Below are 20,864 nucleotides of genomic sequence, written 5' to 3'. Positions count from 1 at the left end.
TAAAGGACAAAAAAATGAGATACATTCTTCTTGGTCTAATCGTATTAGTAGCACCTTTTTGTCAAAAAGATATCGTAGATACAGCTGTCGCCTCAGGCAAGTTCAACACTCTTGTAGCTGCCGTTAAAGCAGCCGGGTTAGTAGATACGCTAAAAAGTGACGGCCCATTTACAGTTTTCGCTCCCACAGATGAAGCTTTTGCCAAACTACCTAAAGGAACCGTCGAAGCCTTACTTAACGATCCACAAGGTTTAGCAGCTATTTTAAAGTATCATGTAGTAGCGGGTAAGGTTCTATCAAACGCCGTTGTCACCAAAAATGGCCAAGGTGTAACAACAGTTAATGGCGCAGATGTCGTCGTTACAGTAACCAAAAATGATAACAAGGCTGGCGTGAAAATTGACGGAGCCAATGTTGTTGTTGCCGATATTGAATGTAGTAACGGTGTAATTCATGTGATTGATGCCGTGATTCTTCCACCAAGTAAAGACGTAGTTACAACAGCGATCGGAAACGATCAATTTAAAACCTTAGTAGCTGCGGTAAAAGCAGCGGGACTTGTTGAGACATTACAAGGTGATGGACCATTCACCGTTTTTGCTCCTACCGATGGGGCTTTCGGAAAACTTCCACAAGGAACTGTCGAAGCACTTGTTGGCGATAAGCCAAAGCTAACCGGTATTCTTACATACCATGTAGTGGCAGGAAAAGTCTACTCAGGAAATTTGCAAAGTGGAAAAGTAAAAACTGTCAATGGTAAAGAATTAGACATTGTTGTTAAAGACGGTGCTGTAACAATCAACGGCGCGAAAGTAGTTGTTGCCAATGTAAAATGCAGCAATGGTGTCATTCACGTAATTGACACTGTTGTTCTACCATAGCAAGAACATATATCGTCCAATTGACGTTCATCAACATTTGCAGCCAGAAGCGCTATTGTTAAAACTTCTGGCTGCAATAGTTTTTTCAACAACTGGCGGATTATTCCACCAAATGTACTGAAAAATGCGAAATAAAGACGATTTCATGTAATGCCCTAAACACTGCATATTGACAAAGGGATAAAACAATATGGAATTGATCATTTACATTTTACGATGGTGGATGTACTTCATAGTCACCGTTTTTGTTCTATTTTTAACACCCATTCTATTTGCAAATCTTTACGATTTGTTAAAACATAAGAAAAAGTACACAAAGAAACTATTGATTTCTTTCTACGTCTTAGTTCTTTGCACCACGGTTGTTGCCACAACAAACATAATCACATCTGAAAATGTATGGGCGTCCAATGCAGTACTGATCTCAAACCCTTGGGCACTAGCAGCATTGTTGGAGGCATACTTCGCATTTCTCACCTTTTATATTTGGGTTTTTTACAAAGAAAATAGTGTTATAGCCAAAATACTATGGTTTCTTTTCATAATAACCCTAGGTAACATAGCGATTGCAGTGTACATGCTAATTCAAATATCACGCTGGCAGGAAAATGAAGGTATCGAAAAACTCGTATCTAGGATATAAAATGGACGAAATTAAAACCCCCGCAACATCAGAACCCTCTATAAAAATATATCCATATACCTTAACCCCTGTAAAACCAGGTGATACCATATGGACAAGCTACGAAATAGATAGTGACGATCCGCAACAAAACCTTGCGGCGAAGAAGTACGAAGAAATAAAGGAAATAGGCCGCGGTGGTATGGGACGTGTCGAATTATGGAAAGATAAAAACATAAATCGGGTTGTTGCAGCAAAAATGCTATTAAAAGAACACCAAAAGTCAAAGCAGGCTCTAAAAGGTTTCCTGGAAGAGGCACAAATATCTGGTCAGCTAGAACATCCCAATATTGTCCCCATCCACGACATAGGCAAAGACGCTTCAGGTAACTTATTTTTTACCATGAAATATGTCGAAGGAAAATCGCTACACAACTTGATAGAAGATTTGAAAAACGATCCACAGAAAAAGCAATATTTTTCATTGAATAAACTTTTACAAATCATGCAATCTATCTGCCATTCCATTGATTACGCCCATGCAAAAAATGTCATTCATCGCGATCTAAAACCCAACAACATTATGTTGGGGAATTTCGGTGAAGTAATGGTAATGGATTGGGGAATAGCGAAAATTTTAGAGAGCAAACACGATATTCTAGATACAGAAAATTCTATTGTATTAAAGGAAAAAGGACAATTTCAAACGATTACCGGAAAAATTGTGGGCACTCCTATTTATATGTCACCGGAACAAGCACAAGCCGAATGGGAAAAGATAGATACACGAACAGACATATACGCGTTAGGTGCCATACTTTTTGAAATGGTAACAGGAAAAAAAATGATCGACGCATCGAATATTTTGGAAGCGGTTTTTAAAGCGAGTAATGGCAAAAAAATTCCCTTTCCGAAAAAAGGAATTTTTGGCAGCATTCCTCCCGAACTACAATCCATAATAGAAAAAGCCACCGCTTTTCAACCGCAAGATCGTTATCAAAAAGCAAGCGACATGTCACAAGACATACAAAATTTTATTGATCACAGCCCTGTAAAAGCACATTCGTATTCCACCACCGAAAAATTAGCAAAAATTTTTGCCAAATGGAAACGAGAGATCTTTTTGGTCCTCGTCACAGCCTTTGTTATGACAACCGCTTTTTCTATTTATAAATTTTATGAAGAGAACCATGCGGCCTTACAACACGAAAGAAAAGCAGATAGAATATTAGCGGAATTGGAAAAGCTACAGTCGCAAAACATCAATCCTCAAGATTTTTTAAATAAATCTATCGCGAGTATGGAAGAATATGGCAGTGCCTATGATGAAAAACAATGTGATGTTTGCAAGTTAACTCTAGAAAAATTGATCTCAAAAAAGATAGAGTTATCGCTTATCATTTACAAAAAAATGAAAGAAGTCGGAAACACACAAGCTGCGACTCTCCTCAAAGGACAAATCCGCGACATGAATCGTTACAACTACATCAAAAAAGATCACCCTCTATACAATGAAATCTTTGTTGAAAAATAAAATACCAATAACGGTCAAAATTATAAAACAAAATGGTTTTGTAATTCCCGAGAACATGGAACATACAAACCTTTATTTTCTTTATCGCCATCCATCAAGCTCGTCAAATGTATCCTCCTGCAGTTCTTACTCTAGCGCTCATTATTTGCTCCTATTTTTTCAATAACTGTAACAATTACTTGTACTTCACCAAAATGAGTTGTACATTTTATTGATACTCAATCATCATACACGGATCAACAATAGACAAAGCAGAAAACAAAGAAGATAAAAAATAAATCATTTTAGTAGCTGAATTTACGAAGGAAAAATAATGAAACCCAACATATTACTAAGTCACTATCACCAAGACCAAGAAATTGTCCAAGTGCTCGCAAAGCTAATTCAAGAAGTGACACGTCAACAAATCAATATATGGTTCTCCAGTGACATGTCAGGAAGTGGTGGAATTGAAGCAGGAGATATTTGGCTCAATACTATTCAAAAAAATTTAGAAGCTAGTGATGCAATTGTTGCCGTGCTCACCCCTCAAGCCTTAAATCGTCCATGGATTTATTTCGAAAGTGGTTTCGCGGCGGGAAATCCCAAAAGTTTTGTCATTCCTATCTGTGTGGGAATTGACAGCCTAAATGATATTCCTTTTCCTCTAGCGATGTACGAAGCGTACCAACTCATCAATGTCGACTCGCTCAAAGTATTTTTGAATAAACTTCTCGCCAAATTTGAACTTTCTCTCCTAGATTCAGAAGCTACGCAATCTGTCATACAAAACGCCATCACCCAAATTACCAACATAATAAAAAATACAACTTACGAAGCCGTGCAAGAAAATCCTATCGTAGACGAAATAAAACGTCATGTTGACCGTCGTTTTTACCAACTAAGTAACCAAGAGCAAAAAGGTAAGTTTTCTTATTCTGTTCCCTTACACATAAAGTTACCAAACTTAGAGCTAAAAGAATACATTGTCATCGACGAGAATACCATGGTAAGTAATGTCGCCGACCGCGTATATTTTATGCTGCAAAAACAAGTCAAGCCTTTTTCTTACTTGGTGGAGTGGGTCTTTTTTGAAACGAACAAAAAACAACCTCTGGTCATAGAAGATTTTTCTTTGGTTATTCCTGCAAAATATGTATTTGCGCCAGAGACAACTTGGGAAGTTAGAGCTCTTGAACAACCATATACGTCCATAAATCGTCAACAAAAAAAGCACTATCTTCAGTAAAAGATTTCCTATCTCGAGCGTAGGAAAATGTTCTCTACAAAACTTTCCTATGCATAGTATTAAGAAGTGGAGACAAGATATTCGTGATCATGTTTCAACTTATATCGATACGCGTTATTAATGAGAAGTTGCTGTAAGACGAGTTTTTGCAGCAACTTCTCAACTACGTTACAAAATAGTTCGTCTTAATATTGAAGCTTTTGTACAAACTTTTGCCATTTCGTTTTAAACTTATGCATATCCTTTTCTTCTAATACTTTCTGCAATGTAGCATAACCGCTGACATCTTTTTTATGGTTCTTGGTAAACTGTTGATAAAATTCACGTAATAAGCCTTTTTGCTGTAGATAGTAACAAAGATATCTCGCTTGACTGTAGTTAGTACCTGGGTCTTCATTATAAAATTGGTATGTTGTTGTACCTGTTAGGGTTTTAAATGATGGCACTTCGTTATGGGTAATCGCGATCTGTAAACCACGCAAGCGCCAATTTGTAAAACCGACTATGCGCTTATTTCTTTCGCCACATTGTTCAAAAAGCGATGCCAAACCTTCATTAAACCATGCAGGACAATCAGGAAAATTGGCGTGCATAAATGGATGGACAATTTCATGAACGAGTGTTCCTCCACCAGTACTAATGTTCATAACAAGTGCACGATCAGAGTAAGAATAATATCCAAATGGTGTACCTGGTCTTTTACCAAAAAGATGATATGTATTTTTCATATAGCTATTCCTGTTTTTAAACAACCATATGTTAATAATGTGATCCGGATCTTTTGTAAAGTAATCTTTCTTTAGTAAATTTACGGCCCACCGAACAGTGTTCTTAGCGCGACTTTTTACCTTGCTAGGAGATTCATCACCGATCACCACAAAGGGTTCCTCAATCAAAATTGTAAATTTCCCGCGCGGAAGATCTTTTTTAAGTTGTAGGATATGTTGTGCATAGTCCGCTTTCGTAAAATGCGTCGTGGCTTTTTTTACAGGAAGGTTTTGCGAATCAATGACCAAGGGCATGCGAATAAGAGTCCAATAATTTTTTTTGTATTTTAGAGGCCACAGTTTTAGGAACAAACTGCGCTTCATCCGTTTGTAAGCTCCTCTTTTTTCTGCTGGTTCGTGGTAGATCACCGTGTCTTTTTTTGCATCATATCCAAGAACTAGCCGAAAATGTTCCGTGGTGTGTGGCTCATCAGAATAATGCATACACACAATGGACGGGGTCCCACGCAATAAATCTTGATATAGTTTGTTCCATTGCTGGTGAATGCCTATATTGAAATTGGGGCCTTGTGCCTTGTACCATATACGTCCAACTTTAAAACCCATTTCTTTTAAAGATGTCGCTAACTCAGGCGTATAACAACCTCTTCCTAAAGATGCATCCAGAGTGGAAAGGTTAAAAACATCGTCTTGGTCTATTTTTGTACCAAGTTTTTGCAAATACATTGCAGCACATGCTTCGCCACAAAAATCCGGCTTTTGTTTTATATGCGGTACGTCGGTAATCAACGTGCTTTTGTACTCAGCGTGGGCATGGCAATAAAGTGCCAAAAGTAGAAGTAATGTTGTATACGTTTTCATTTGTTCTCCATTCAGGTAGAAGTAATTGTTATTTCTAGAGTACAACATTCTTCTCGCCACTTGCTGTAACAAGTTTGTAACAATAGACTGGGTAATCAAAACAGCGCATAAAAAAAGAGTGAGCCGAAATCGACTCACTCTTTTTCCTACAAATTTACAACGCTACCAAATTCGCGGAAAAACGCGCCCGGTTTGTTTCATATAACCGCGATATTCTTCACCAAAATGATCCAACATCATTTTTTCCTCTTGTGGTACACGTAGAAAATACATCAGGCCAAACGCAACGATGCCAGAAAAACCGGCGATCCAATTTTGCAGGAGAAAAGCTTGCGCAATTGCCCAAAGCCAAATAGACGAATACATAGGATGGCGAATATATTTGTAAACTCCCACAGTTACTAAACTATGCTTTTCGCGTATCTGTAAAGTCGGTGACCAATTTAAACCCAAATCGGCATGGCTTTTCGCAAAAAAGTATATACCACTCAAAAATGCACCAACACCCAAAAAGCCCATCCAAGATTCGCCGCTGTAATTTGCAAAATCGAATACACGACTAAAAATATAGATCAGAGGTATCAGCATCATGCCAATGCCAACGGCCGCAAGCAAAAATTTTTCAAGATTTGTCTTGCGATTATCCGTAAATGTATTTTTTCTGTATTTACTATCGTAAGGAATGCGTATGACAAAAGATACCACCATGCACACCAAAAACGTCATTTCCCAAATATTTATTTTCAACTCAAAACTCCTACGGCCCTGTCCATGTAACTTGTTTTTTGTACCACACTAAGTATTATTTAGGCTAACATGCGAAATGATCCTTTATCGCAATAAAAAAAAATTTCCGCAAAACGTAACGCGAGGTTTGATTCCAGACCAAACAAAATCGCGGTAGATCAAATTTGTATTGTATGTTATGCTATAAGATATGATTGCATAACATCCTAGTAAAGGAATTCGTAGAAAAATTTTATGCACCCATCAGTAAACTCCGTTAGAAAGTAAAATAGCATGAAGGCAAAAGTCATTACACTAGTGATAGTTCTTACGATTTGTGGCTGTAGAGCAATGTACTCTCCAACCCCACAGCAACACCCGCGAGAGGCACGCGATTTCAGCGATTGCATTCAAAAATGGGATTTCAAGAGCAATAAATATCTAGAGAGAGTGCGCGACAAATACAAGTATGTACAAAAAAATGTCATTCGCGCAACAACAATTACCAATGACTACACGCCATTAACTTTTGGTGATTTTACTATTTTAGACGAACAGGTACTTTTTGCCAGCAAACACAATGCGCACATTTTCGTCGATAGTAAATTTTTCAGTACATTATTGGTTGTCGATGTACCTAGATTGGTAAAAGAGAAAAAAGAGCATGTTGTCGGCAAATTTTTTCTTCTCAACGTCGAAGTTTTTCCACAACTGATCAAATTCTTACTCAATAGTGAAATTATAAGCACTTACCGCTATAACAAATCAGAACTATGTCTAACACAAGAAAAAATTACCGAAGAGTACTACCAAGCATACTTTAACACAAGACGTGTAAACGACGTGACCGCTAAAAACGAAGAATACTACCAATTTTCAATCCGAGTATACAAAACAAACGGACAAATCGTCGTCAATGGAGCGTAGGTATGATCAAAAATATCACCATTCGCAATTTTAAATCAATAAAAGAGATAGATATTACATGCGCAGACATTAATATTTTTATCGGTAAAGTAAATTCAGGGAAGTCCAACATACTAGAAACATTGGCCTTCTTGAGCTATTGTGGTACGGTTCAACCAACAAATATTCAAAGCTTTATTCGCGCGCAGCAAACATCAAATCTGTTTTACAATGAAATGATTCTTAACCAACAGATGAACATCCATCTACAAACAAAGTCGCAAAAATATTACACAACGCTCAAGCCAGACGCTTCAAGTGCGTTCTTTGATTTTTCAATCTCCCAAGGTAACGAGTCTCTTTATAAGTCGAAAATAGAACATAAAATCTCGCGTATGGAACATCCCAAATGCAGCGAACTAGAATTTATCAGATTTTACCAATATATACATCCATCTGAATTTTCTAACTTGTTTACGCAATATCTGTTGCCTCCACATGGAAATAACCTTTTTTATGTTACCGCGTCGCAAAAAAAGCATAAAGAAAGTTTTAAGAACCTTTTTAAAACACATGACGCGCGGATTTTATTTCGCCACCAACAGTGTACCTTTGAAATTCAAAATCAAGTGGAGGATGACGTTACGAACCTCCCATATTCATTGGTGTCAAACACGCTGAGAAAAATGGCATTTTATTGGATGATGATCGAATCGAACCGCAATGCGACATTAGTATTCCAAGAAGATAACGCGCCACCACTTTTCGCAAAAATGTTGGCAGAGAAAATTGCATTCGATAAACAAAACCAGTACTTTATCACAACGCATAGCATTCCATTTATCCAATCCATACGAAAAGCAACCTCGCAAAATGTTCGTATTTTTCATGTGTTTACCGATCAACGGCAAACCAAAATAAAAACATTAGATGAGCTAGATGAAAATACTCTACGTCGTTGTTTAGGTTAATTTCTTCGTCTACGAAAACGATTTCGGATAAAACGCTCGCGTGGTATTTCTTTTATACTCGCTTTGACTCGGTCTAATTCTAGAACATACACCTGACGATTTCTTATCTGCATCTGCCGTATTTTTCCACTGACTTTGATGGGATGTTTTTCTTGGACATCATTTAAAATATTGACGATGTTTTTTTGTTTTTTATTATAGACAATCGGCAGTCGCGACAACGTCCAAATTCGCTGGTAGTCTTTGTTGAATTGCGCTGTTTTCAGAAATAAGATACTAAGTTCTATTTTTTGCCCTGCGAAATCCTGTGGACGTTGGCCAAGTTCTTTCAGAGTAGGATTTTTTGTGGCTTTATTGCGATTTGGTTCATCATTTGTGTTTTTTTCAGAAGTGGATGTATTTTTTTGTTCGTCTTCACTTACTTCACGCACACTGCTAATAAGCACATAATAAAATTTATCTCCCCAACGCGCGTTCCAATACTTCACCTTTCCCAAAAACATCAATGAGGTATTTCTATCTGTTTTGCGCAACTTTTTATCAACAGAACTATTCTTATGCGCCAGAAGAGCAAGTTTTAGATCATTGGCTTGCAATTGAATATATTTTTTTTCACTTATCCCGTGATTTATGATCGCAGGGCTAATATGAGCGCGTAAACCTTTATAGCGAAAAGAGAATGTTACTGTTTTTTTCTTATAGTCCGCGGCATTGTTAGCTAACGCATCATACGTAGTTGTATCACAAAATACAACGGACATAAGTATGAACAAAACGATATATTTATTCATGAAAAACTCCTTTTTGTATACTGGGATTTTTGATATTTCATCATACGATATGTTACGCTAACTATCACTAATTTTTTGGCTATGCGCACGCGACTTTTTCATACATTAGACTACAAGTAGCTACACTATGATTAGCGCTTCTCGCGAAAACCCGCGTATTCTCCTATTTTTCCACGTGCTAAAAAATGTTCAAGATCCTTTGTTGTTATTACATTCATTTCTATACCATTTGCTTTTACTACAGTAACTTGTGCATCTTTTCTGTCGGCAACAACAAAAGACTGGTGGTAATCCATATACTTTACATATTTACCACTACCAAGTTGACGAGACAATCGGGTTGCAGAACTCACTTGATGGGGAAAAACGCGTATCGCACTTCCTGCCGCAATATCATTTTGACGATCCTTCATTATAAGTAAACTCTTGTCTTGTGGAGGCTTCTTTACCGAAACTTTTCCTTGATACACCCAAAGTTTTCGACCTTTATATTTGATTTGTAACCAACGTCGCTCCTTTTTAAGTTTTTGTAATTCTGTACCTCTTTTCACTCTTACAACGGAAGATTTATTGCTGGGGTCTTGGTACAACGAAGCATATTTTGATTTGACATAAATAGTTTCGCCATTTAATAAACCTAAAAATAGCAAAAGAAAAATAGCTCTTATCATCTGATTTCCTTATCATCGTCAATTGATCTAATCCATCTACGCTCTGTCTGTTGCCTATAACCCCCTAAGAAATTTTTATTTATTCACCTATTCGTTGCTGTTATAATATTTTTACAATAAACAAAAACTCTTTGCTGGGGTGCTAGGATGTTAAAAAAAATAAATGCGAATTGTTTGTGGTTGATTTGTGTTTTCATGGTTTGTACACATACACAAAATTTAGACTGGCTAAAAGTTCAAGAAGCTAAGTTTAAATTTAAACGCTATACTTGGGGAGATGAGTTTTCTTTCCTTATACGTGGAAATTCTCATCAATATTTGAAAAACGCCAAACTTATTTTAGAAATTCGTTACCAGGGCAAACTTGCGAGTCAGTATAATTTTCAACTTACAACCGATTCTTCGGCAACATATTTTCCATTTCGTCTTTTATGTGGACCTCTCAATGAGCCCTACCAGAGAGTTCTTGCGGGAAAATACAAGGTTACTATCTACATAATTATAGCAGGTCAGTCTCTCAAAGTACGTAAAAAGCTATCTTCTTTTAAAGGAGCGAAATACGATCTATTTAATGAGAGTATTTACTGGAAAACAGAAAAAGAATTTATCAAAGAAGATCGTGAAATAAAGAACTTTTACCAAAAACGTTTACAACGACTTGATACTTTATACAAAGAACTACTCAAGAATGCACAGCTAGCACTTGAGGTACAAAAAAGTATTCAATATAGAAAACCTAACCCTTTTATCGGCAAAAAGCAGCAAAAATTCTCCCCCATTTTATGGCGCAAGTGGTTACAAAAAAAATTACAAGAACCGACAAAAAACGAATTGGCAATGTTGCGGAAGTTTTATAAAAAAACATATTGTAGGCGTTATCCTGAACCAAATAGTAATTTGGAAGAGTTTGCATTTGTTTTGCTGCGCTATGCTCGTATTTTAAGTATTCGCATCCATGAGTACCACAAGGTCAAGGTAGATGTTCGCGATGCAAGCCGCGTAGATCCTTTTGGGGTTAGCCGAGAACAAGGTCTTATTAATCACTTATCAAAATTACTTCGCAATACAGCAAAAAGTTTAGAAAATACCAAATAGCCTTCTCTAAGACATCGTTTTACTGGAGAACCAAACAATGTTATTATCGAGTAAAAAACACAAAGCGATAGCACTTATGACAACGATAGGAGTACTTCTCGTACTCTCGACAACGGGCGTTACTTTTGTGCGTTTATCTATCATGGAACGGCAATCATCACAGAATTATACAGATAAAGTTGCAACGCGTTTGTATGCTTTTGCCGGTTTAGATCACGCCATAGCCGTCTTAATTGAGGAGGCTTCAGAAAAAGGCTTTAATGATATTCAAGATGTGCCGTGGCGTTTTCCCCATGACGAATCAGTAGATATTCGCGAAGCAATGAGTGAAAACTTCCCGTTAGATCCAGGACAAGGCACAGGAGTTTCGATTGAAGAAGGTATTGCTTTAGCTATTCGTTACTCTGGCCTACTAAAAGAGAGTGATTTTACACTTGATAGTTACTCACTAAAAATAATAGACACATCCACCCAAATAAACCTCAACAGCCACATCGCATTGCCACAGTCAGGAGTTCCGGGTAATCAACAACCATCCAATGTCACTCTGAATCGTATTGTGCGCAACTTGGCAGTAAACTGTGGTTTTTCAGGCGTAGACGCCACGACCATTGCCGATGCCCTTATCGATGTTAACTTCGCTCCTTTTTATACAGATATAACACAACCACTTCCACGACGTTGGCAGTCAATGGAAGACGTACTTTCCGTGATCAACTCTTTACCACTAAGTGTTAGCACTGTAGACGAACAACGCTTTATTAACCGTATCACCACTGATTCTTGGGTGGATGATCGCACATCACGCGCGATCAACATAAATCCGAATACGGATGCCATTCCTACATTTGTTGGTGAAGCACGTAGTCCCATCAACATTAACTTGGCGTCTCGCGAGGTTTTATCCAGTGTTCTACAAGGTTTACAAGCGGCCCCTGTTATTATTGATAACTCTGCCATTGTTCGCCAAAGTTCAAATGAAGGAAGTGTCAGCTCCGGTGACATTTTTGATGAAACAAATATTGAGTCGTTACCTGTACGCATCACACTAAATTTAATTCCCGATAAAGCCGCCGCAGATGCTATCGCAGATCAAATTATTAGCTTTCGTGCATTGCGACCATTTAAGAATTGGAACGGTCTGTATAAATTTATCGATGGTCAACTAACTGTTGGTGTTGAATTACCACTGGATGCAGATATCATTGAACGTCTACATCCTAATCCAACATCTCCCGAGATCACGGACCAAAACCTGGGAACGACCATTTGGGAACAAATTTGCCGCGATGCTCTCAAAGCGAACTTCAACCCCAACAATGTAGACAATCGTTTCAATCCCAATAACAATGCATTTCTGCGTGTCACAAAGGGAGACTTATTTTCAAATACCACCCTACAAGGGTCGCACACAACAGAGTTTAGTTTTTCCTCCATGGGAGTTTATGAAATTACATCCCTAGGACAAATGGCTCACGCCAATTTGGGCATCGTTGCCCAGACAATCATTGAGAGTAATGTGTCCATTATGGAAATTTTGCAACACACAACACAAAGAGATTTTGAAGACACAACACTTGTCTCACCGAGTTTTAGCAATACAACTAGTTTTCCCGCGGTGATTAAAAATTTAAATTGGCAACCAGAAGAGCACGTTGGGCGTATCGAGCCAGAGGTGCGGTCAACCACCCCTGCCGGAGCGCTATTTACCTCTAATTTTGCCGTTTCACGTGCTGGTACCCCTACATTACCAAATAGTAGCTCACAACGTTTTCTGACCTTTCCTGGCGGACTTCAAGATATGTCCATAGGAACAAACATACGTGATCCACAAAACAATATTGTTAACGATGGAATTTTTTCGGACATAAGACAAGTTAGTGACCCAGCACAGTTGCGTTATCACAGTGTACCAGCAATGCCTGCCGGTGTTGTTCGCGGTGAAAATACGACAGCAGGAGCGCAAATATCTTATTACCAAGGAACCATGGAGTTTTGGGTAAAGTTAACCGAATCGTCCAACACACAACTTGGTAGCGCGCTAGTCAGCGCAACTTTCATAAATCCAAATCCTCCTTACAACCCTGAAGAGGGAGATCTCACCAATCAGGCAAATTCTGAGGGTGTCCAATTTTATATTTTCAAAAATACTCTGGGAGAACTGCGATTTTCCCGTTTGTATTTTTGCATCACATTTGATGAGAGTCAAAATCCAATAGGTACACACTTCACCACCAATGCCGATGGTTGGGATATACCTAACGATGTGTGGCAACCACAAAGATTGGCAAATGGTTTTCGTTTTCCGATCCCACGACAAGATGTGGTGGTAAGGGCAAACGATTTAAATTGGGAAGCACATACTTGGCACCATATAGTGGTATCATGGAGTAATATAAATCCCGACACCCCTCTGCAAATAACCATTGATGGAGAAGAAAAAGAAACTGCTATTCAAAATATTGACTTTACCCCCGGAAATTTAGATGATCCGGAATTTTGTTTATTGAACGAAAGAGCTCCTAGAGATTGTTTTAACATAGGTGGCTTTTTTCGACCACAAGTGGATGCGGCACGCGGGCTATTCAAGTTTGCAAATAATGTTCACTTTTCCGCAAATGGTACCATTTCGAACATCAGAACGTTTGCAAATCCAGGAACTGTGGTTGAATTGAATAATCGTTTTGAAAACACCGCGAGTTTTACACACACATTTGTCATTCCGCGTAAGAGCAGCCTGGGAACTTTACACTGGAGTTCCTACCCTGATAAAAGCGATAATGGCGCAAGTGTAAATGTAACAACAACCATCAAAAATGCCGCGGGTAATACCGTTGCAAATTTTACAGAACCTACAGATATCGATACGGCAGGTTTTGATGGCGATGGTTTACCAATGGATAGCACCAATGTAGAAGAAGGATTTCAAGTAGAATACACCGTGGACTTTAATAAAAGTGGTAATGACGTTCCTGTTCTAGATGATGTACAGTTGCGTATCATCCGCGTTGCTTTTTTGGAAATAAAAGAGGTTCTATAATTTGGGAAGTGGAAAATGGCGACGACCTACTTTTGCAATTTACTTATTATCCGCGACACTGCGGATAAAAAACTGACGAGTTTCTATAGCCAAACTTTTAATAAATTTCCTACACAAAATATTTGTATCGGAAGCTCTGTAAACGCAGACATTATTGTAAAAAGTTTACAACCAGAGCATGTAAATATGTACTTTCAAAAAACAGCGATGTTCATGAATGCCAAAGCAAACACGCAGCTCAATACCAGTTCAATGCGCGACACGTTTGTTTCTGGAGCGATGCGCATTCCTTTTTCGCGTGAATCGCTAGATATGTTTCGCTGGCAAATAAAGGTAGCACCTCATTTATATATTGCAGGGCAAATTCACAAAGAAAACATCGCGACATTTACTTTGGAAAACAAAGTAAAACAAAAATACGGTATGTTGCGTAAAATTTGTGAAAAAGAGTACATTAGCTATCGTTTGGGGACACGCTATGTTGTGCAGATTCCTTCTCCTAGCTACCAAGATTGTTCCCAACAAATGGCCATTGCCAAAGAGCGCAAAAAATCTAAGTGCCAAATATTTCCATACATAAAACACATCAACGAAGAAGATAAGTTTATTATTTCTGAGTATTTTCATGGTTCAACTCTGGAAAATTATCGCGGACAAAACGGTATTTTGTCCGACAGTGAAGTTGCAATAATCGCCAAGAATATTAGCAAATACCTCGATAAACTAGGAGAGTGTAAAGTTGTATTAACTCCCGATAATATCTTAGTCGACCACAACAACGAAATTCGCGTCACAGGTTTGTCAACGCGAATAAAGGGCCGCTATCACTACTACAATCCTCCAGAATGTATGTTCGACAATATGCCTCAAGATCTTCTTGCAAATGTATATACCCTTGGAGTACTTCTTTTTGAACTTCTTAGTGGTCGTAGTTTATTCAGTTCTCTTGACGACTACCAAGAAGCGGTAAAAACCAACACCAATCCTAATTTGAAATTTTTAGAAGACGTATCTATACGCACCGAAGTGAAAGAACTTGTCAAAAAAATGTTGCTCTTCAGTCGCAAAGACCGCGCATCACACATCGATGTTGTTGAGACTCTAGAACGTCTAACTCAAAAAGAGACCGACAAACCAACTCTAATGGAAAAACTGGAGCACATTGAAAATATTCAAAAAACCGCAATGCGTACCAGTAGCCCCCTTGACCACATAAACTCCATCATAGACGGTTCTTCATCCCAAGTAGACTACACAAAACAAATGCAAACGAGTGTGCGTCAACCGCCCAAACTAGGAAAAAATCAGACACGAGCATTCGTCTCTCCTAATGAGAGCGAAAACATACCTGACGCCGTTCATAAAGAGATGCTTGAAACAGCCATTCGTCCCACATCAGACAAAGAAAGCGCATTTACTGCAATCTATGATGAGTTCAACGATAAACAATCGCCAGACAAGTCGCAAAGGACACAGCACGGTGTCAGTAATTTTTTGCGCGCGAACAAGAAAGAAATAAATGAATTTAATAAAAAATCGCGTTATGTTGTCATCGGATGCATTGCCTTTTTCGCGATAGTTCTCGTTGTTTTGACAAATCCATTTTCAACATCACAGATCACAAAGAAAAAACCGCGAAAGATCGTCCATAAAAAAACGTCAACAACTACAAATGCGACAAAAAACGTAGCAGCGATCAAATCGCCCTCAAAAAAGAAAATTCAAGTAACGACGCAACAGAAAAAGTTTTTGCGCAGTATTCAAACAAATTTATATGTATTGCAAAAACCTTCGCAAAAATACTTAAATGGTATTCTAAAAAAAATTACTATCGATATTGGAAACTATAGTCATACGCCTATCGCGGGAGATCTATACAATCTCATTGCTCGTTTGTATTTATATAAGATACATCTCGACAAGGAAGAACAGTTATTTGAATCGTTTTGGAAAAAAGAGTGGTGGCGCCAAGTCAAATTAAATATGCAAAAAGCTAAAGAAGCTTACCAACGCGAGGACGTTATTGCAAGTTTACAACTCATTGTGTTGCCATGGATGCCAGAAAAAAATTATGTTAAGAACACCGCGGTTGTTTATCGAAGTAATAAAGACGCCCTCAAAGACATTAATCTATGGTTAAATAATTTGGTAAATAATAGATGAATGATATAGCAAACTATAATGCGCAAATTGCACAAATTCTCCATCAACAGCAAGCATTACAAGAAAACACTATTCAACAAGCACTATCATACTGTAATGCCCAAAAACTTAATCTAGCCCAAGTACTGATACAGCGCAAAGTTCTGCCTGCCCAGTATGTGGCGCAAGTCATTAAAATGATTCACACGCGCCAAGGTTTAAATGAAACCCACGCGAATAGCACAAGTACTGTGCAAGAAGAACCATCAAAGTCCATCGTCAAAACTATTGGCAAATATGAAATAATTAGTGAGCTGGGACGTGGGGGAATGGGGGTTGTCTACAAAGTGAAGCAACCGGGGATCAATCGCGTTTTAGTTTTGAAAACGCTTCTGAGCAATATAAGTTCCGATCCCGTTAGTGTAAAGCGCTTTCACAAAGAAGCACAAATGATATCGGCTCTACAACATCCGAATATCATTCCCATCTATGATTTTGGCGAAGAAAACGGTTTTCCTTATTTTGTCATGCAGTTTATTGAGGGGATCGATTTTCAAGAACTGATCGATAAAAATACCTGTGAACGCGACGAACTACTGCAAATTCTCATTAAAGTCGCCAATGCTTTAGATCATGCCCATAAAAATGGTATTGTGCACCGCGATGTCAAACCAGCAAACGTTTTTCTTGATAAAAACAACAATCCATATCTTGCGGATTTTGGTTTGGCAAAAATGAGCGATAAGTCATCATCATTAACACAATCAGGTGCTATTATTGGTACTCCATTTTACTTATCTCCCGAACAAGTTCGTGGGCATCGCAAAAATATTGACCATCGCTCGGATGTATATGCGCTAGGAATTATCCTTTACAAACTCATTACCGGACAATTCCCCTTTGTCGACAACCAGTTTTCAGCTCTCTACAAAAAAATTCTCCAAGAAATGCCCACCGCGCCACGCAAAATCAATCGCGAAGTTAGCAAAGAACTCAACTTTATTTGTTTAAAGACCATTGCGAAAAATGTCGAAGATCGTTACCAAACAGCGGCAAGTTTTTCCCAAGCACTCCAAGCCTATCTCGCAGGAGAAAAACAAAACATCGGCAAGGAACGCATGGCATTTGAAACAAAATTATGGTGGAACACCTACAAAAAAACAGTAACAGCGGTTGTCGCTCTGTGTATTACAGTCATCGCAATGTTTGCATGGTGGCAAGTAGCAAAATACCAAACTTCAGAAACAGCACAACGCGAACGAATCTACTACAATGCCTATGACTTAATGCGTGGTGAAAAATACGATCTCGCCTTGCAAAAAATTTCACAAATCAAAAGTAATACTTCGCGCTTCACAGCCTTGAAAGCGCGGATCTATCAACTAACAGGTGAGATCAACAAAGCGCAGAAACTATTCACAAAAGCTTTACAAGCACAAGACAAAGACAACGAAGTATTGTTCCTCTACGCGCAATTTTTATACGACACCCAAAAATATCAAAAGGCGTTACAGTATGCGAACCATATTGTGAAGAATTCTCGCGAAACGGCAAAGTACTATAGACTACGTGCCGCTATTTACGAAAAAAAACAGCGCCAAAAATTTGCCACGCGCGACCGAGTCCGCGCAAAAAAAATTGAAGATAAAAAAATTGCTATTGAGTTAAAACAATTGCACAAGTATCAAAATACCAATGTTGACAAAGCCTTAGCCATCGCCAGTCAACTAACCATCACTTTTCCAAGACGCGCAATCGGTTTTCGTGAACGAGCACAAATTTTTCTACGTAAGAATAAATGGGACTTAGCGATTAACGATTTGCAAACTGCGGTAAAATTAGAACCTATTCCCAAAGATTACAAAAATTTAGGCGATATAGAATACAAAATAGGTAATGAGTCGCAGGCTCTGTCGTATTACAAAAAGTATGACTCCTTGGAAAAGATTGTGGAGTCTGGCACCTTAAACAAGGTATTGAGTTTACAGGTAAATTTAAAAAAATACCTCGAAGCAAAAGAAACATGGAAAAGCATTACCGCAAAATCAGCCATAAATTTATTGCAAATATCTCGTGTATATTACTATTTACAAGATTATAAAAACGCGAAAAAATTTTTACAGCAAATCGCAACCTCCGATGAGAAATTACAAACAGAAGTATTGTACTACACGGCCATCACATATTATGAATCAGGTGAGAAAAACAAGGCGTTGACACTGTTGAAAAAACTGTTTGCGCAAAAAAACGCTCTAAACCACGAAAAATTCTTAGTGCCTTTCTATCTCGGTGAGTGGGAATTTGACAACAAAAATTATGAAGCGGCGTTTGAGTATTTACAAACAGCGGCGACGCTAAACGGCGAACATGCACAAACGAATTTTTTATTGGCAAATTGCCATCGCTTGCGCAAAAAGTATACGAAGGCCATCGAGCTTTACACAAAAGCCATTGAATTAGAGCCATGGATTGATACGTACTATAAGGAACGTGCTTTTTGCTATATCTCGGTAAACCAAAAACGACGTGCCAACGATGATTTTCTACACTGCATTGAATTAGATATTGGTAACTTATATTTAGCGAGTTATGTATACAATAATATGATTCGCCAATCCAACATATTTGAACGTTTTGTCTTAAAAAAAATGCTACGCGGTCGCGTATTTCTCAACTATGTTGACGACAAAATTGACTTATTTTTCAAAGAAAAAACAATACTAAGTCGTCGTTACGCACAAACGGCGACATTGCAAAACGCCAAACAAGATCCTAAAAATATTGAGCGCGCACAGCGCTTAATCGATACGTTGAAAACCAGCAAAGAGAAACAGATAGACGACATTGCCCGCGAAGGACTTATGGGAATGTTTATGATTCAAGAAGTACGCGACAAGCTAGCACAAATCACCAAAGACAAAAGTTTAGATAACAGCGTACGTCAAAAGTTCCAAGCTATCTATAATGATATTCGTCAACAATACATCACTAACCAAAAGGCCTATTTCCGCAAAATTATCAGTCGCTACTACATGACCGAAGATAATAGTACATTGCTGTCACTACACTCAAATAAGCAGATTAACATCGATGTACTACAACAAATAATGATAAATCCATGGGAAGATATGATTACGCGCTTTTTTGCGGGACAAATCATTGTTGAAATCGCGAGAAATGATGTGCGTAACTTTTTCAAAACAGCGTATCAGTCAGAATCACCTCTGACGAAACTACTCATCAATACTCTTAGTATGAAGAATAACCTAAATTTAAAGTTCGAAATACCACAAAGAATCCCCGCAGATACTCCGGTATTTTTACAAGCAAAGCTAGCGGAAAGTTTACCGGTTAACCACAATTTATTAAAATATCTTTTACAAAGTGATGATGCGAAAATATCACTACCCGCAGCGCAAAAAATGTGGCTCGCGGGCAAAAAAACCCCGCAAGCAATTTTACTGCGCTATTGCAAAGATAGTAGGGAAACTATCCATGCCTATGCACTCGACACACTGTGGAATTTACAAAAGTTTCCGCGACCTTTCCAGCAACAAATTGTCGAAAAATACACACAAGTACTTGTTGCCGGTGCAGACCATAGTTCGCAAAAAGTCAAAAGAGTTGCTCTATCGAGAATGAAGTACTTCACAAAACCCGAATTCGTCAAAAAACTCAAAAAATATGCGTGGAGCAAAGAAACACCGGTGCGTTTGCAATCGATATTCTCTTTGGCCATACAAGGAGAAATCACCTCTTTAATTCCCATCATTAGCAATCCCGAGGAAAATTTAGCCTTACGCGCAGCACCAATGATTTATTTTGAGTCGGACCACAAAAACAATACCCCTATTTTTGACATCATCACTTCCGCGCAAAAATTGGTGCAAGACGATAATCCAACCATGCGTTCTATTATGATCGAATACTTAATGCGCGCTAGTCGCGGTAGGCTCATCAAATTTTTTCTAAGTCACATAGATCAAAATAATCCGAAAAGTGCTTGGGCAATGGCCAATGGACTCATCGAATGCGATATTGAAATATCAAATTTGCTATTAAAGCTCTGCAAACATAAACATAAAATGGTACGTAGAGCGGCAACGATGTCATTGGTACACAATTATCTTCGCCACAAAAAAATAAAAGAATTAGACGCCTTGCACAAAAAGCTACGAAAAGCAGACAAGAAAATGCGCACTTTTGCGGCTTTTGGATACTCTTTTCGCGTATACCACAATTTGTATAGTGCGAAATATTTTGCCTCGAATATCAACAATTTTGAAAACAACAACACCTATATAAAATTTTTGCAAAAGTTAGAAAGTCACTTTTCAAACAAAAAACTACATGAAACAAGTCAATACAAAATGTGCTTAGATCGCGCTGTGGAACTCGATCCACAAAATGATCGTTGTTTGTTAGAAAAAGCCATCGCAGATTATCTGTTGCAACAACCACAACAGAGTTTACAAACATTGCAAAAGATTAAGCGCGAGAACTGTCTACAGCAATACTGGATGGCAAAAGCACATCTTAAATTGCGCAACCTAGAGGCCGCGCAAGAAAATATCAAAAAGGCAATTCTAAGCCAACCATGGAATGCAAAATTTTTAAAACTAAAGTCACAAATTGCTACACAAAAAAATCTAGATAAGGGAAAGTAAA

The 20,864-nt window shown here is 38.2% G+C and carries 14 protein-coding genes; 10 read left to right on the top strand and 4 right to left on the bottom strand.

Annotation, left to right across the window (positions count from 1 at the left end):
- Positions 1-14: 14 nt before the first annotated feature.
- The 4 genes from UABAM_RS32040 (at position 15) to UABAM_RS32025 (ending at position 4,265) form a co-directional block, all read left to right on the top strand.
- Positions 15-881 carry a fasciclin domain-containing protein gene (locus tag UABAM_RS32040; protein WP_151972224.1) on the top strand — a complete coding sequence of 289 codons (867 nt, stop codon included), beginning with the start codon at positions 15-17 and terminating at the stop codon, positions 879-881.
- A 190-nt stretch (positions 882-1,071) separates the two neighbouring features.
- On the top strand, positions 1,072-1,524 hold the full coding sequence (locus UABAM_RS34320; protein ID WP_151972222.1) for a DUF1475 family protein: 453 nt from the start codon (positions 1,072-1,074) through the stop codon (positions 1,522-1,524).
- Position 1,525: 1 nt separating this feature from the next.
- A complete protein-coding gene (locus tag UABAM_RS32030) occupies positions 1,526-3,037 on the top strand; it encodes a serine/threonine protein kinase (RefSeq protein WP_173013699.1) in 1,512 nt (503 codons plus the stop codon).
- 313 nt (positions 3,038-3,350) lie between these two features.
- Positions 3,351-4,265 (top strand): toll/interleukin-1 receptor domain-containing protein, encoded by a 915-nt coding sequence (locus UABAM_RS32025; RefSeq protein WP_151972218.1) that lies wholly within the window; start codon positions 3,351-3,353, stop codon positions 4,263-4,265.
- A 185-nt stretch (positions 4,266-4,450) separates the two neighbouring features.
- On the opposite strand, the gene UABAM_RS32020 is transcribed toward UABAM_RS32025, so the two are convergent.
- Together UABAM_RS32020 and UABAM_RS32015 are read right to left on the bottom strand one after the other, a co-directional pair.
- Positions 4,451-5,854 (bottom strand): C39 family peptidase, encoded by a 1,404-nt coding sequence (locus UABAM_RS32020; RefSeq protein WP_173013698.1) that lies wholly within the window; start codon positions 5,852-5,854, stop codon positions 4,451-4,453.
- A gap of 162 nt (positions 5,855-6,016) precedes the next feature.
- Entirely contained in the window at positions 6,017-6,601 is a 585-nt protein-coding gene (locus UABAM_RS32015; protein ID WP_229759335.1) for a protein-S-isoprenylcysteine O-methyltransferase, read from the bottom strand.
- Positions 6,602-6,874: 273 nt separating this feature from the next.
- On the opposite strand from UABAM_RS32015, the gene UABAM_RS32010 reads away from it, so the two are divergent.
- Positions 6,875-7,507: a hypothetical protein gene (locus tag UABAM_RS32010; protein ID WP_151972214.1), complete on the top strand. Its 633-nt coding sequence runs from the start codon at positions 6,875-6,877 to the stop codon at positions 7,505-7,507.
- A gap of 2 nt (positions 7,508-7,509) precedes the next feature.
- Complete coding sequence (locus UABAM_RS32005; protein WP_151972212.1) at positions 7,510-8,457, top strand: AAA family ATPase; 948 nt, start codon at positions 7,510-7,512, stop codon at positions 8,455-8,457.
- Here the strand turns inward: UABAM_RS32005 and UABAM_RS32000 are convergent.
- Together UABAM_RS32000 and UABAM_RS31995 are read right to left on the bottom strand one after the other, a co-directional pair.
- Positions 8,454-9,248, bottom strand: a complete 795-nt coding sequence (locus UABAM_RS32000; protein WP_151972210.1) for a hypothetical protein — start codon at positions 9,246-9,248, stop codon at positions 8,454-8,456. The genes UABAM_RS32005 and UABAM_RS32000 overlap by 4 nt on opposite strands.
- A gap of 131 nt (positions 9,249-9,379) precedes the next feature.
- The gene (locus UABAM_RS31995; protein WP_151972208.1) at positions 9,380-9,919 is read right to left on the bottom strand and encodes an SH3 domain-containing protein; all 540 of its coding nucleotides are present in this window, start codon (positions 9,917-9,919) and stop codon (positions 9,380-9,382) included.
- 147 nt (positions 9,920-10,066) lie between these two features.
- On the opposite strand from UABAM_RS31995, the gene UABAM_RS31990 reads away from it, so the two are divergent.
- The 4 genes from UABAM_RS31990 to UABAM_RS31975 are packed head-to-tail and all read left to right on the top strand — an operon-like array spanning position 10,067 to position 20,863.
- A complete protein-coding gene (locus UABAM_RS31990) occupies positions 10,067-11,014 on the top strand; it encodes a hypothetical protein (protein ID WP_151972206.1) in 948 nt (315 codons plus the stop codon).
- 37 nt (positions 11,015-11,051) lie between these two features.
- The gene (locus UABAM_RS31985) at positions 11,052-14,054 is read left to right on the top strand and encodes a hypothetical protein (RefSeq protein WP_151972204.1); all 3,003 of its coding nucleotides are present in this window, start codon (positions 11,052-11,054) and stop codon (positions 14,052-14,054) included.
- A 15-nt stretch (positions 14,055-14,069) separates the two neighbouring features.
- A complete protein-coding gene (locus UABAM_RS31980) occupies positions 14,070-16,217 on the top strand; it encodes a protein kinase domain-containing protein (RefSeq protein WP_151972202.1) in 2,148 nt (715 codons plus the stop codon).
- Positions 16,214-20,863: a serine/threonine-protein kinase gene (locus tag UABAM_RS31975; protein WP_151972200.1), complete on the top strand. Its 4,650-nt coding sequence runs from the start codon at positions 16,214-16,216 to the stop codon at positions 20,861-20,863. The genes UABAM_RS31980 and UABAM_RS31975 overlap by 4 nt, the downstream gene beginning before the upstream one ends.
- The last annotated feature ends 1 nt before the right edge of the window (position 20,864 follow it).

This window comes from Candidatus Uabimicrobium amorphum (genome assembly GCF_009002475.1).
GTDB classification, from domain to species: Bacteria; Planctomycetota; Uabimicrobiia; order Uabimicrobiales; family Uabimicrobiaceae; genus Uabimicrobium; species Uabimicrobium amorphum.
Note: the sequence above shows the minus strand (reverse complement) of the source record. Positions and strands in the feature narration are given on the sequence as shown.